This window comes from Bacillus sp. G402, from assembly GCF_051172515.1.
GTDB lineage: Bacteria > Bacillota > Bacilli > Bacillales > Bacillaceae > Bacillus > Bacillus altitudinis.
Genome location: NZ_JBPIZC010000002.1, coordinates 177,019 through 190,039, shown reverse-complemented (window position 1 = coordinate 190,039; position 13,021 = coordinate 177,019). Strand labels below are relative to the sequence as shown.

Here is a 13,021-nt window from a genome sequence, read left to right as displayed (position 1 = left end):
ATGGAGTTGTTCCAATGAATTATCATTAAAGATGGATCGTTTAAAAAGAGGTGAGAAGATGATCGTCATTCAGAATGCTACCTTTGATCTTGTCAGAGAAATCAAAGACGGCTTTGATGAGGAAGCGTTTAAAGCAAGGTACTCAGATATTTTAAATAAGTATGATTATATTGTGGGGGATTGGGGCTACAACCAGCTAAGGCTGAAGGGGTTTTTTGATGACCAAAACCAAAAGGCCACATTCGATACAAAAATCAGTACACTCGATGAATACATTTATGAATACTGTAATTTTGGCTGTGCCTATTTTGTCTTAAAGCGGATTAGAAAATAACGCAAAGGGGGCGTCATGATGTATTTCGTAGACAGAAAGAAGATTGAAGAGACATTACGTTTTTTTGAGGAGCAATATGATTTGATGCGCAGCCATCAAACATGGTCAAGTCCTTTAGAAAAAAAAGCGCTGGAACGAATTGTTCATTTGCTCGTCGAATGTATTCTTGATACAGGAAATGATATGATTGACGGCTTTATCATGCGGGACCCAGGAAGCTATGACGACATCATGGATATTCTTGTGGACGAAAAAGTTGTACCAACAGAAGAAGGCACTCACCTGAAAAAACTGGTCTCGTGCCGTAAAACACTTGTTCAGCAATACCAAGAAGTGGTGCATCACGATTTGTTGCAGGTCATCAGTGAGGTAGAACAGGCGCTGCAAGTCTTCCCGAATCGAATTCGCACTTACTTGGAGCAGGAGCTTGGACCAGTATCAGCGTTTAAATAAACCATTGGAGTTGTATGCAGCATGAAATACAAAGGCTATTTAATTGATTTAGACGGGACGATGTATAAAGGAACAGAAAAGATCGAAGAGGCGGGGCAATTTGTTCACAAGTTAAATGAGTTGAACATCCCTTATTTGTTTGTCACGAATAACTCTTCACGCACGCCGAAGCAAGTAGCAGAAAAACTGGTTTCATTCGATATTCCAGCAACGGAAGAACAAGTCTTTACAACCAGTATGGCGACGGCAAACTATATCGCAGAACAAAAGAAAGATGCCTCGGTGTATGTGATCGGAGAAGAAGGCATTCAGCAGGCCATCGAAGAAAAAGGACTGTCGTTTGGTCAAGAAGACGCTGATTTCGTTGTCGTTGGAATAGACCGCAGTATTACATATGAAAAACTAGCGGTAGGAGCCATTGCGATCCGTCAAGGTGCACAATTTGTTTCAACAAATGGAGATATTGCCATTCCGACAGAAAGAGGGCTGTTACCTGGAAATGGATCGTTAACATCTGTGCTGACGGTTACGACAACAGTGCAGCCAACATTTATCGGGAAGCCAGAGTCTATCATTATGGAACAGGCCATGCGGGTGCTCGGGACAGATGTGTCAGAGACGCTCATGGTGGGCGATAACTATGATACCGATATTATGGCAGGGATGAATGCAGGGATGGATACACTGCTTGTTCATACAGGCGTCACGACAAAAGAGCTGCTTCAGAAATATGACAAACAGCCAACCTATGTCATTGATTCATTATCTGAGTGGATTGAACGATTATCTTAATGAAAAGAGGACAAGCGTCAGACGCACGTCCTCTTTTGTGTTTTATTCTGCATTTCTCGCACTATGTGCCAGTCTACTTGATGCTGCCGCAGCAATAGCACCGACAATGTCATCTAAAAAGGTGTGGCATTCGCCTGAGGATTTATCGTTGAGTTTCCCAAGAATCCCTGGTTTTTCTTTATCGATATATCCGTAATTCGTAAAGCCGATGGAGCCATAAATATTAACGATGGCAAAGGATAAAATTTCATCAACCCCATATAGACTTTCATCTGTTTCAAGAATGGATTGCAGCGGTTCTGTCAGCTTTTTTTGCTCAGCGAGAACGTCTAGTTCAACGCCTGTTAAGATGGCATTTTGGACTTCACGTTTTGCGATGACACGTTCCACATTGTGGATGCACTCTGTCATGTCTAAGCCAGGATGATATTTTTCCTGTAAAAAGAAGACAAGGTCTGCTATATCTTGAATGGTTACGCCTCGTTCCTGTAAACGGCGTCTTGCTGTTTTTTCTACTTCGTTCATCTCATGATGATGCGGCATGTTCCTCACCCAATCCTCGTAATTTGTCCACAACGTGTGAAAAAGCTTCGGATAGTAAATAGTATTCATAAATCCCTCAACCTGCGACTACGATATGATAAGAGACTGATTTTATGAACGCAGGTGAAATCATGAAAGAAACCATTTATCACACATTTGGTATTGATGTGCGTCAATTTATGCCATATGGCAGTTATCAGAGCTTTCAAACGGCGAAAGCTCTCTTTATCATTGTTCCCGTGTCTCATTTGCGAGAAGAAGAACTCACAGAGCTTTATCATATCAGTCAGTATTTACTGAATGACGGTGACCCATACGTTGCCGTGTTTGAATTAACAAACGAAGAGAAACCGACTTTTACCCATGGAAAAGAACTGTACGCTCTATTAAAGGCAGCACCGCGGGTTACAAGCCGCTCATTTCAGCACGCATCAGAGCTGGCGGCCTTTCATGTCAGGGGGAGAGGGTTTCCATATGAGGTGTCTGAAACAAAACGTGTCGGAGCTTGGAAGGAATTATGGGCAAAACGGTTAGACCAGCTGGAAGGCTTTTGGATGCAGCAAATGCATCAAAAACCACTTGAACGATTTGAAAAGAAATTCATTGAATCCTTTCCGTATTATCTCGGATTAACGGAAAATGCCATTCAATATTTAGTGGATACAGAGCTTGATGATGAACCGAAAGAATGTGATTCAGGAACTGTTTGTCATCAGCGCTTTTCACGTATGACCTGGCCACACGAGCAGCCGCTTCGTTTACCTGTTGACTGGGTATTTGACCATCCAACAAGAGATATCGCGGAATATTTAAGAGAAACCTTTGTCCAGCATAAGGAGGATTTAATTGAAGAGGGATTCTCCTTTTTGCAGCAATATGAGCAGGTTACGCCTCTTTCATCGTTTTCAAAGCGACTGCTGTACAGCCGTCTTCTGTTTCCGCTTCATTATTTTGAAATTGTCGAAGGGTATTATATGTCAGGAGAAAATGAAAAATCTTATTATGAAGAACGATTAGATTACGTTTTAAATGATGCGAACCGCTACGAATATTTTCTCAAGGTGTTTCAAGAATTGAGTGCCATGCGCAGCGGTGGGCATCTCATTCCTCCTGTTGGATGGATTCATCAATCCGCTGATTTGAAGTTTCAGTGAACAGACGAAACGTCTCTTTTCTCTTGAGGCGTTTTTCGTTATGCTTAAAGAAAGCAACCAAAGGAGTGTTCTTCTTGACGAAACCTTATGTCTATATCACAAGAAAGCTTGATGAAACAACACTTACACCATTAAAAGAAGTCGCTCATATTGACATGTGGACGAGCGAGGATGAGCCGTGTCCAAGAGAAGAGTTAGAAAAACAAGCGGCTCAAGCAGATGGGCTGCTCACGATGCTGTCAGATCAAGTAGATGAGGCACTTTTATCAAATGCTCCAAATCTAAAAGTGGTCGCGAATCTCGCGGTCGGCTATGACAATATTGATCTAAAGGCAGCTAAAAAGCACGGGATCACGGTATGTCATACACCGGACGTCTTAACAGAATCGACGGCTGATTTAGCCTTTGCGCTTTTGATGGCGTCAGCAAGACGAATTGTCGAAGCGAGTGATTGGATTAAGGACGGGAACTGGACAGGCTGGGGGCCGCTTCTTCTAGCCGGTGCTGATGTTCATCATAAAACGTTAGGGATTGTCGGAATGGGCAGTATTGGAACCGCACTGGCCAAGCGGGCAAAAGGTTTTGATATGAATGTTCTGTATCATAATCGTTCAAGAAAGCCAGAAGCAGAAGCGCAACTAGGTGTGACCTATGCCGCATTTGATGAGCTGCTTACGCAGTCTGATTTCATCGTTTGTTTGACGCCTTTAACGCCTGAAACGAAAGAAATGTTTAATAAGAAAGCATTTGAGCAGATGAAGAACACGGCTTACTTCATCAACGTTTCCAGAGGGCAGACGGTAGACGAAGATGCTTTATATGATGCTGTCACGACAGGGAAAATTGCAGGAGCAGGTCTGGATGTATTTAGCAAGGAACCAGTCAGCCCAGAACACCCGTTAACGACATTACCAAATGTAACAGTGCTTCCTCATATCGGAAGTGCAAGTGTTGAAACGAGAAAAAACATGATGTATTTATGTGCTGAAAATATTGCGCTTGTCCTGCAAGATCAGCAAGCCAAAACGCCAGTTCAGGCGTAATCTCAAGCTTCCCGGCTTCGGGAGCTTTTCTTACAAAAATATTTTGAAAATATAGAATCTTGATATAAATAGCTGTTAAGCGGTTTCATTCTCATATTCTCTTATTTTATTACCTTGTCAAAATGAGGATACCCCTTTATAATGTGTGTACATTGAATGTCTGTGTTAGGTTAACAAATGTCTTTTTAGAGAGGACATTTACGGAGAAAGGTGGAATTTCAGGTGAAGGCAATTCGAGTTGGACTACTAGGATTAGGAACAGTGGGGAGCGGTGTCGTTAAGATTATTCAAGATCATCAGGATAAATTAATGCACCAGATCGGCTGTCCGGTATTAATACAAAAAGTGCTTGTGAGCAATCCCGATAAAAAAAGAGATGTGGATGTGGCAAGAGAGGTCTTCACAACTGAAGTATACGATGTGATTCGAGATCCAGAGGTCGACGTCATTATTGAAGTGATGGGCGGCATTGAAAAGACAAAACAATATTTAATAGATGCACTAAATGAGAAGAAGCATGTCATTACAGCCAACAAGGATTTAATGGCGCTATATGGCACAGAGCTTTTACATGTAGCAAAAGAAAACGGCTGTGACCTTTACTATGAAGCGAGTGTCGCAGGTGGGATTCCGATTTTGCGTACACTAGAGGAAGGTTTAGCCTCTGACCGCATCACAAAAATGATGGGAATCGTGAACGGGACAACGAACTTTATTTTAACAAAAATGAATGTCGATAAAAGTGCGTATGAAGATGTATTAAAAGAAGCGCAGGATCTTGGCTTTGCAGAAGCAGATCCGACGGCGGACGTAGAAGGACTAGATGCGGCAAGAAAGATGGCCATCCTGGCAAGACTCGGCTTTTCCATGAATGTAGACTTAGAGGATGTGAAAGTGAAAGGCATCTCGGACATCTCGGATGAGGACATTAATTTCAGTAAACGTTTTGGCTATACAATGAAGCTGATTGGAATTGCCCAGCGGGACGGAGAGAAAGTGGAGGTCAGCGTACAGCCAACTTTACTTCCTGATCATCACCCGTTATCTTCCGTCAATAATGAATTTAATGCTGTCTATGTTTACGGAAGTGCTGTCGGAGAAACGATGTTTTACGGACCTGGAGCAGGCAGCCTGCCAACGGCAACAGCTGTAGTCTCAGATTTAGTCGCTGTTATGAAAAACATGCGTCTTGGTGTGAATGGCAGTGGATTTATTGCACCGCAATTTGAGAAGAAAATCAAATCATCATCCGAAGTATTTGCTCAGCAATTTTTAAGAATACATGTGAGAGATCAAGTCGGAGCTTTCTCCCGCATTACATCGATTTTTTCTGAAAGAGGCATCAGCTTTGAAAAGATCCTGCAGCTTCCTGTCAAAGGGCATGATGAGCTGGCTGAAATTGTGATTATTACACATCAAACATCAGAAGAAGATTTCTCAAATATCCTGCAAACATTAAACGATCTCGACGTGGTGGTTCAAGTCAAGAGCACGTACCGAGTAGAAGGGAACGGTTTAAGCTGATGAAGTGGAATGGACTCATTGAAGAATTTCAAGAATTCTTACCAGTAAACGAACAAACACCTAAACTAACATTAAATGAAGGAAATACACCGCTGATTCATCTCGCAAAGCTATCTGAAAAGCTTGGGATTGAACTTCATGTGAAAACAGAAGGCGTCAACCCTACAGGTTCTTTTAAGGATCGCGGGATGGTCATGGCCGTCGCAAAAGCAAAAGAAGAAGGCAATGATACGATCATGTGTGCATCGACAGGGAATACATCTGCAGCAGCGGCAGCTTATGCGGCGCGCGCTGATATGAAATGTATTGTCATCATTCCAGATGGAAAAATTGCCTTCGGTAAGCTGGCGCAGGCTGTCATGTACGGAGCAGAAATCATTGCCATTGACGGCAACTTTGATGATGCGCTGAAAATTGTCCGTAGCATCTGTGAAAAAGCACCGATCGCACTTGTTAACTCCGTCAATCCATACCGAATTGAAGGACAAAAAACAGCGGCTTTTGAAATCTGTGAGCAGCTAGGCTCCGCACCAGACGTACTGGCGATTCCTGTTGGAAATGCGGGGAATATTACAGCGTACTGGAAAGGCTTCAAAGAATATCATGAGAAAAAAGGCACTGCACTGCCAGTCATGCGTGGTTTTGAAGCAGAAGGAGCTGCAGCCATCGTTCGAAATGAAGTCATTGAGCAGCCAGAAACAGTCGCAACAGCCATTCGCATCGGAAACCCTGCAAGCTGGAAGCAAGCTGTAGCAGCGGCAGATGAATCAAACGGGAAAATTGATGAAGTGACAGATGAAGAAATTCTTCATGCCTATCAATTGATCGCACGTGAAGAAGGTGTGTTTGCAGAGCCAGGCTCTTGTGCATCAATTGCAGGTGTACTCAAACAAGTGAAATCTGGAGAAATTAAGCCAGGCAGTAAAGTCGTCGCTGTACTGACAGGAAACGGATTAAAAGATCCAAATACGGCGATTGATATTTCACACATCAAACCGGTCACACTAGATGCAGATGAAGATCAAATTCTTGAACATTTAGAAAAGGCCGCACGCGTATGAGTAACGCCTCCATGCTTTTTTCAATCACAGTACCGGGAAGCACTGCCAACTTAGGACCAGGCTTTGACTCAGTCGGAATGGCGCTCAGCCGCTATTTAAAGCTATCGGTCTATGACCATGATAGCTGGCTGTTTGAAGCAGAAACAGATGTCGTGTCTGGTATTCCATCAGGCACTGATAATCTGATCTACCAAACAGCTAAAAAGGTCGCAGATGACTTTGGAAAAACACTCCCGCCTGTTCATGTCAAAGTGTGGAGTGATATTCCATTAGCGAGGGGGCTGGGCAGCAGCGCTGCTGCCATTGTCGCCGCTATTGAGCTCGCCAATCAGTTGCTTGAATTAAAGATGACCGATGATCAGAAGCTCTTTTTTGCAAGTGAGGTAGAAGGTCATCCAGATAATGCGGGTGCCTCTTTATTCGGTGGTTTACTCATCGGTCTTCATGAAGAAGACAAGACACATGCCGTTAAAGTGCAGCATGTGGATGTAGATGTCGTCGTCGTGATTCCTTTTTATGAAGTGCTCACAAAGGATGCCCGTGATGTCCTGCCAGAGGATTTTTCCTATAAACAGGCCGTGAGTGCGAGTGCAGTGAGTAACGTCCTTGTCGCCGCCTTAATGACACAGAACTGGCCGCTTGTAGGGGAAATGATGAATAAAGATTTATTTCATCAGCCATACCGCACGATGCTTGTCCCAGAGCTATCAAAGGTGGAGCACGTTGCTTCATTAAAAGGCGCGTATGGAACGGCATTAAGCGGTGCTGGGCCGACTATTTTGACCTTAGTGGAAAAAGGGAAGGGAGAAGCGCTGAAAAAGCAGCTTGCCCAAAATTTCCCGCATTGTGAAGTGGATGTACTGACGGTGCCGGTAGAAGGTGTCGTCGTCGAGCATCATTCTGTGAATCAAATGAAGAACGTGCTGTGAAGACGCACGTTCTTTTTTTATCCTTGTTTTTCATAACAAAAGCAGGGATTATTATTTAGAGAAGCGAACTATTTTTGATACATAAAAGGGGGAGATCTATTGATGAAGAAATTGATAACAGCAGAGGATTTAACACAAATTGTGTCTGTTTCTCATCCAGTTTATTCACCAGATGGAAAAAAGGCTGTTTTTACAAAAGTATCGGTGAATGAAAAAAAGGATGATTACAATATTCATTTATGGGTTCGAGATGAAGAGACAGGGGAGTTGTCTCAATGGACATTTGATGATGGAAAGCATCATCAACCAGCATGGTCAAAAGACGGAAAGCAGCTTGCGTTTATTTTGCAGAAGCCAAAGGAAGTCCCTCAGCTCGCACTCATTCAGAGCGATGGCGGCGGCATTCGTACCTTAACGAATATTCCTTACGGCGTCTCTCAACCTGTATTTTCACCGGATGGAGCGTTCATTTATGCAGCGGTCTCATTAAAACAAGAAGAATCTGTTCATGATGAAAAAAAAGAAGAGCGTGATGACTTTGCTCCGGCCGTATATGATGATTTGACTTATAAAGCAGATGGCAGAGGCTTTTTAGATGGGCGTCTGACGCAAATTGTAAAAATCGATGTCCGTTCCGGCGAGGTAGAGATGCTTACGAGTGAGCCGCATCATCATGTGAATCATGTCATCTCTCCTTGTGGGAAGTGGCTTGCGTATATTCAATCAAATCCTCAGACGTTTTACATAAGTGATATCTGTCTCCTTTCCTTAGAGGACGGTACATCCAAGAAAATTACCCAATCAACAGGCGCTTACACGACTGTATCATTTTCTCCAAATGGAGAAAGCCTTTTGTACATTGGACACGAACGTGAATTTCAGAATGCAACCTTCCCATCATTGTGGCTGCATGACCTGAAGGAGAAAAAGACCGTTCAATTATCAGAAATGCTCGATATGTATGTAGGAAACTGTATGGCAGGGGATAGTGTTATGGGTGAGGCCAATCAGTTTCCACAATGGACAAAGGATAGTCAGGGGTTTTATGCGCTTGTTTCTGATCAAGGGAGTACCGGAATTTATTATTTCTCTATTGAGGGCTTAGCCTATCCCGTTCGTTTAGAGGCAGAACATGTGACGAATTTCAGTCTTCATCCAGACGAATCAAAAATGCTGATCAGCCGTCTTTCGCCTGTCTCGCCTAGTGAGCTGTATGAGCTGACTTTAGGGGAATCCTCACTCAAGCAAATCACGTTTGAGCATGATGACTTTCTAAAGGAACATGTCATATCCGAACCTGAACCAATTTCTTTCCAGTCAAAAGATGGAGACATTGTACGTGGCTGGTTTATGAAGCCTGCTCAGATGGAAGAGGGGAAGACATATCCACTAATCTTAGAAATTCATGGCGGACCGCATGCGATGTACGGTCATACGTATTTTCATGAATTTCAAATGCTCGCCGCTGAAGGGTATGCGATTGTGTACATCAATCCTCATGGCAGTCATGGGTACGGACAGATGTTTACGGATCGGGTAAGAGGCAGCTATGGTGACGTTGATTATGAGGATGTTATGCTGGCTGTTGATCATGTGCTCGAAGCCTATGACTTTCTTGATGAAACGAGGCTTGGCGTAACGGGCGGCAGCTATGGCGGTTTTATGACCAACTGGATTGTCGGACAGACAGACCGTTTCCGTGCAGCTGTTACACAGCGTTCCATTTCGAACTGGATTAGCTTTTATGGCATCAGTGATATCGGCTATTTCTTTACAAAATGGCAGATTGATGGGGATATTTATGACTCTGTTGATAGGCTATGGGATCGTTCGCCGCTAAAGTATGTAAAACAGGTGAACACACCGCTTCTCATCCTGCACAGTGATGAAGACTACCGCTGTCCAGTCGATCAAGGAGAACAGCTTTTTGTGGCATTGAAGGAACTTGGAAAAGACACGAGATTAGTCAAGTTTCCTAAGGCTTCTCATGATTTATCGAGAAGTGGCCACCCTGGGCAGCGTATTCAAAGACTGACCTTTATTCAAGAATGGTTTAGAGAGAAGTTATCTTAATCAAAAAACGGCCCTGATTGGGTCGTTTCAGCGTGTAGACAAACCCTCGCATTCGGTGTCAGTCCTGCGTTCCGGTGCTCACGAATGTCAAATTCGCTCTGCGCCAGTACTCGTCCTTCCTAGACTGCAAAGGTTTTCTATCACACTGAAAAGAAGACAAAGGGCTAAAATTAGCCCTTTGTCAACAATTAAAAAACGACCCAGTAAGGGTCGTTTTCATGTCATATATGAATTAGAAAACCTGTTCAACTTCTACAACGCCAGGTACTTCTTCTAATAATGCGCGCTCAATACCGGCTTTCAATGTAATGGTTGAACTTGGGCAGCTGCCGCATGCACCAAGAAGGCGTAATTTCACAATGCCATCTTCAATGTCTACAAGCTCACAGTCTCCACCATCACGTAATAGAAATGGACGAAGTTTGTCCAGTACTTCCTGTACTTGGTCTTTCATTTCGACTTCAGTCATTAGATATAATCGCTCCTTTCACAACATATCACCATTATATTCATCTGGACGATAAAAATCTATTGATTGGTTTCAAAGTTTCCTTCTCATTATAGCACAATCTCATCTTGAAACAAAAAGTGATTTTGACTTTTTTCATACAGAAAATTCAGCTAAAATAAAGAAAGAATAGGGGGCTTGTCAAATGAACAAAACCGTTGACCTTTATGTATATGGAAGAGATGTCCTGTGCGCTAGTTGCGTGAATCTGCCTTCTTCAAAAGATACATTTGAGTGGCTAGATGCAGCATTAAAACGAAAATATCCAAATCAGCCGTTTCGCATCACATATATCGATATTGAGCACCCGCCTGAAAACGAACGCCAAAAAGAATTGTCTGAACGAATTCTTGATGATGAATTCTTTTATCCGCTTGTCCTTGTTGAGGATCAAATTGTTGGAGAGGGCAATCCGAAATTAAAAGATATTTATCAAGAAATGGAGAAATACGGGTACGAAGAGAGCAGTGAATGAGCTGTTCTTTTTTTAGGAAAATAAACAGAACAAACGTTCCTTTTTAGGTTGATTTAGAACGTTTGTTCGTTTATAATGAGATGAAAGGAGCGTGAGCATCATGAATTATTTACTAAAACAATCTCTTCATCAACAAATACCGATTGATATGATTTATATGAAGAAAAATGGAGAGTGCTCGAAACGAAAAATCATTGTACATCGTCAAACTGAACAGTTCATACAAGCGTATTGTTTATCGAAGAAGACGATCAGAACGTTTCGTAAAGACTGCATCCTTGCGCTTGCTCCTATCAAAGTGAACCATTCATCGGTACATGCCGTTTCATAATAAAAGCTCCTTCATTAGAAGGAGCTTTGAGAAAAAATTCACATCATTTTATCCATTGTGATGCTTGTACATCCAAAGAAGTCCAGATTTTAAGAGTCTTGGAACACGACCAACAAGTGGACGATCCGCCACTAAGCCAAAGCCGGCTTTTTTCCCTAAAGAGCCGAGTACGCCTTTTAACTTAAACTGTGGGTAAGCCTCAGGAAGCGGTTCGTTCTTCCAGCGTTTCTGTAGAGATTGCACAATTTGCTCTGCCTGTGCCTCGGCAAGCTGTGCACTTGGTGCATGAGGCAAGCTTGCGCAGTCACCTACGACATAGACATGCTCATCTCCAGGGAGATTGTGATGAGGAGTTAAGACGACACGGCCTTGTGCATCTTTTTCAACATCCATATCTCGCACGACTTTACTTGGCTGAATTCCTGCTGTCCACACGATGACATCTGCTTCAATGGCATCGTCATGGTTGTACACAACTCCTTCTTCAACCTTCGTAATATTGGCGCAGTTAATGATCTTTACATCGTTTTCTTCAAACCATTTTTGTACATATAAACTTAATCTTTTTGGGAAACTGGAAAGAATCAGTTCTCCGCGGTCAAAAAGAATGATGTTTAAATCAGAACGGCTTTCACGCAGTTCACTGGCCAGCTCTACCCCGCTAAGTCCAGCACCGACGATACCAACCGTTGCACCTGCACTCAAATTGTTTAATTTGTTATACGCAAGCCTTGACTGATCAATGGTTTGAATGCTGTATGTATGTTCTTTCGCCCCAGGGACATTGTGATACTTGTCCTCACAGCCGAGTCCGATTACCGTATCATCATATGGAATCGGTTCACGGTCGCTAAATAAGATCTGTTTGTTTTCAATATCAATTTTTTCTACTTCCCCGTATTGAATATCCAGCTTCGGATGCTCTGGAAAAGATACTCGAATGTGATGATCAGAGATCGTTCCAGCAGCAAGTGCATAATATTCTGTTTTTAAACAGTGGTAAGGATTTCGATCAATTAATGTGATAGTAACATCATCAGGTAATTGATTTGGCAATAAGCGGTGGAGAACCCGCATATTCCCGTAACCTCCGCCGATCAAGACTAAATTTTTCATGACGATTCTCCTTTTCCCCCTAGACATTGAAAAACACTTATACTAAAAAACTTTAAGTTAAAATACCAAATAAAATTATATCGAATTTACTGTGAAACCACAATAATTGTTTCAAAATAACCTACATATTCATTACTTAGTCCTAAATAGTAAAACATTTTACGGGGAATAGGCGTAACGATTTATTGAAGCTCATGTTTTGACTAATAGAAGGAATTTCGGTAGGATAGTAAGGCAAATGTGAGGTGAAGCACAGTGTTTCCACTGATCGAATTTTGTGTAAGTAATCTTGCACAAGGGTCTCAAGAAGCAAAAGAGAAGCTAGAAAAAGACCCAAACTTAGATGTAATGGAATACGGCTGTTTAAGCTACTGCGGCAAATGTATGGACTCCCCATTTGCTCTTGTGAATGGAGAATTTGTTTCTGGAGAAAATGCAGAGCAGCTAGTCGAGCGTATTTATGCTTTTATAGAGGAAAACGACATGTTTTAAATGCACCACATGGGTCATGAGGTGCATTTTTTTCATATATTAAGTTTCCATTTTCAGGAAAAAATGTAGAAAGCGCATCCAATATGTTATGCTAATAAAATATCATCAAAATGAAGCATCACACGAGAGAAAAAGAGGCATATGCATAATAAAAGCCCTTTGCCATGGCAGCAAAGAGCTTCTATGTATGAAA

At 42.4% G+C, this 13,021-nt stretch carries 14 protein-coding genes and 1 pseudogene; 12 read left to right on the top strand and 3 right to left on the bottom strand.

Annotated features, from left to right (window positions below; all coding sequences use genetic code 11):
• Nucleotides 1–58 precede the first annotated feature (58 nt).
• The 3 genes from ACSBQP_RS09625 to ACSBQP_RS09615 are packed head-to-tail and all read left to right on the top strand — an operon-like array spanning nt 59 to nt 1,579.
• A complete protein-coding gene (locus tag ACSBQP_RS09625; RefSeq protein WP_008346837.1) occupies nt 59–334 on the top strand; it encodes a YutD family protein in 276 nt (91 codons plus the stop codon).
• Between the two features lie 18 nt (nt 335–352).
• Complete coding sequence (locus tag ACSBQP_RS09620; RefSeq protein WP_024719757.1) at nt 353–787, top strand: DUF86 domain-containing protein; 435 nt, start codon at nt 353–355, stop codon at nt 785–787.
• A 21-nt stretch (nt 788–808) separates the two neighbouring features.
• The gene (locus ACSBQP_RS09615; RefSeq protein ID WP_050826574.1) at nt 809–1,579 is read left to right on the top strand and encodes a TIGR01457 family HAD-type hydrolase; all 771 of its coding nucleotides are present in this window, start codon (nt 809–811) and stop codon (nt 1,577–1,579) included.
• 42 nt (nt 1,580–1,621) lie between these two features.
• On the opposite strand, the gene ACSBQP_RS09610 is transcribed toward ACSBQP_RS09615, so the two are convergent.
• Entirely contained in the window at nt 1,622–2,122 is a 501-nt protein-coding gene (locus tag ACSBQP_RS09610) for a phosphatidylglycerophosphatase A family protein (RefSeq protein WP_024719755.1), read from the bottom strand.
• A gap of 113 nt (nt 2,123–2,235) precedes the next feature.
• Between ACSBQP_RS09610 and yutH the strand changes: the two genes are divergently transcribed.
• The 6 genes from yutH (at nt 2,236) to ACSBQP_RS09580 (ending at nt 9,906) form a co-directional block, all read left to right on the top strand.
• The gene (gene yutH / locus ACSBQP_RS09605; RefSeq protein ID WP_035389301.1) at nt 2,236–3,276 is read left to right on the top strand and encodes a spore coat putative kinase YutH; all 1,041 of its coding nucleotides are present in this window, start codon (nt 2,236–2,238) and stop codon (nt 3,274–3,276) included.
• A 74-nt stretch (nt 3,277–3,350) separates the two neighbouring features.
• The gene (locus ACSBQP_RS09600) at nt 3,351–4,319 is read left to right on the top strand and encodes a 2-hydroxyacid dehydrogenase (RefSeq protein ID WP_052320793.1); all 969 of its coding nucleotides are present in this window, start codon (nt 3,351–3,353) and stop codon (nt 4,317–4,319) included.
• Nucleotides 4,320–4,541: 222 nt separating this feature from the next.
• On the top strand, nt 4,542–5,843 hold the full coding sequence (locus ACSBQP_RS09595; RefSeq protein WP_039963829.1) for a homoserine dehydrogenase: 1,302 nt from the start codon (nt 4,542–4,544) through the stop codon (nt 5,841–5,843).
• Nucleotides 5,843–6,904, top strand: coding sequence for a threonine synthase (gene thrC / locus ACSBQP_RS09590; protein ID WP_039963831.1), 1,062 nt, complete (start codon nt 5,843–5,845; stop codon nt 6,902–6,904). The genes ACSBQP_RS09595 and thrC overlap by 1 nt, the downstream gene beginning before the upstream one ends.
• On the top strand, nt 6,901–7,833 hold the full coding sequence (gene thrB / locus ACSBQP_RS09585) for a homoserine kinase (RefSeq protein WP_007500423.1): 933 nt from the start codon (nt 6,901–6,903) through the stop codon (nt 7,831–7,833). The genes thrC and thrB overlap by 4 nt, the downstream gene beginning before the upstream one ends.
• Nucleotides 7,834–7,935: 102 nt before the next feature.
• Nucleotides 7,936–9,906, top strand: coding sequence for a prolyl oligopeptidase family serine peptidase (locus tag ACSBQP_RS09580; RefSeq protein ID WP_435028355.1), 1,971 nt, complete (start codon nt 7,936–7,938; stop codon nt 9,904–9,906).
• Nucleotides 9,907–10,138: 232 nt separating this feature from the next.
• On the opposite strand, the pseudogene ACSBQP_RS09575 reads toward ACSBQP_RS09580, so the two are convergent.
• Nucleotides 10,139–10,438: pseudogene (locus tag ACSBQP_RS09575) on the bottom strand (NifU family protein).
• 121 nt (nt 10,439–10,559) lie between these two features.
• Between ACSBQP_RS09575 and ACSBQP_RS09570 the strand changes: the two are divergent.
• Both ACSBQP_RS09570 and ACSBQP_RS09565 read left to right on the top strand, forming a co-directional pair.
• Nucleotides 10,560–10,889, top strand: a complete 330-nt coding sequence (locus ACSBQP_RS09570) for a YuzD family protein (protein WP_008346819.1) — start codon at nt 10,560–10,562, stop codon at nt 10,887–10,889.
• 100 nt (nt 10,890–10,989) lie between these two features.
• Complete coding sequence (locus ACSBQP_RS09565) at nt 10,990–11,220, top strand: hypothetical protein (RefSeq protein ID WP_017358919.1); 231 nt, start codon at nt 10,990–10,992, stop codon at nt 11,218–11,220.
• A 48-nt stretch (nt 11,221–11,268) separates the two neighbouring features.
• On the opposite strand, the gene ACSBQP_RS09560 is transcribed toward ACSBQP_RS09565, so the two are convergent.
• Entirely contained in the window at nt 11,269–12,336 is a 1,068-nt protein-coding gene (locus tag ACSBQP_RS09560; protein ID WP_017367978.1) for an NAD(P)/FAD-dependent oxidoreductase, read from the bottom strand.
• Nucleotides 12,337–12,591: 255 nt separating this feature from the next.
• Between ACSBQP_RS09560 and ACSBQP_RS09555 the strand changes: the two genes are divergently transcribed.
• The gene (locus ACSBQP_RS09555; RefSeq protein WP_008346813.1) at nt 12,592–12,828 is read left to right on the top strand and encodes a YuzB family protein; all 237 of its coding nucleotides are present in this window, start codon (nt 12,592–12,594) and stop codon (nt 12,826–12,828) included.
• The last annotated feature ends 193 nt before the right edge of the window (nt 12,829–13,021 follow it).

Bases quoted from the DNA above. Each gene is read 5' to 3' on its own strand.
- ACSBQP_RS09625 (WP_008346837.1), top strand. From the start codon at position 59: ATGATCGTCATTCAGAATGCTACCTTTGATCTTGTCAGAGAAATCAAA.
- ACSBQP_RS09620 (WP_024719757.1), top strand. From the start codon at position 353: ATGTATTTCGTAGACAGAAAGAAGATTGAAGAGACATTACGTTTTTTT.
- ACSBQP_RS09615 (WP_050826574.1), top strand. From the start codon at position 809: ATGAAATACAAAGGCTATTTAATTGATTTAGACGGGACGATGTATAAA.
- ACSBQP_RS09610 (WP_024719755.1), bottom strand. From the start codon at position 2,122: ATGCCGCATCATCATGAGATGAACGAAGTAGAAAAAACAGCAAGACGC.
- yutH (WP_035389301.1), top strand. From the start codon at position 2,236: ATGAACGCAGGTGAAATCATGAAAGAAACCATTTATCACACATTTGGT.
- thrC (WP_039963831.1), top strand. From the start codon at position 5,843: ATGAAGTGGAATGGACTCATTGAAGAATTTCAAGAATTCTTACCAGTA.
- thrB (WP_007500423.1), top strand. From the start codon at position 6,901: ATGAGTAACGCCTCCATGCTTTTTTCAATCACAGTACCGGGAAGCACT.
- ACSBQP_RS09580 (WP_435028355.1), top strand. From the start codon at position 7,936: ATGAAGAAATTGATAACAGCAGAGGATTTAACACAAATTGTGTCTGTT.
- ACSBQP_RS09570 (WP_008346819.1), top strand. From the start codon at position 10,560: ATGAACAAAACCGTTGACCTTTATGTATATGGAAGAGATGTCCTGTGC.
- ACSBQP_RS09565 (WP_017358919.1), top strand. From the start codon at position 10,990: ATGAATTATTTACTAAAACAATCTCTTCATCAACAAATACCGATTGAT.
- ACSBQP_RS09560 (WP_017367978.1), bottom strand. From the start codon at position 12,336: ATGAAAAATTTAGTCTTGATCGGCGGAGGTTACGGGAATATGCGGGTT.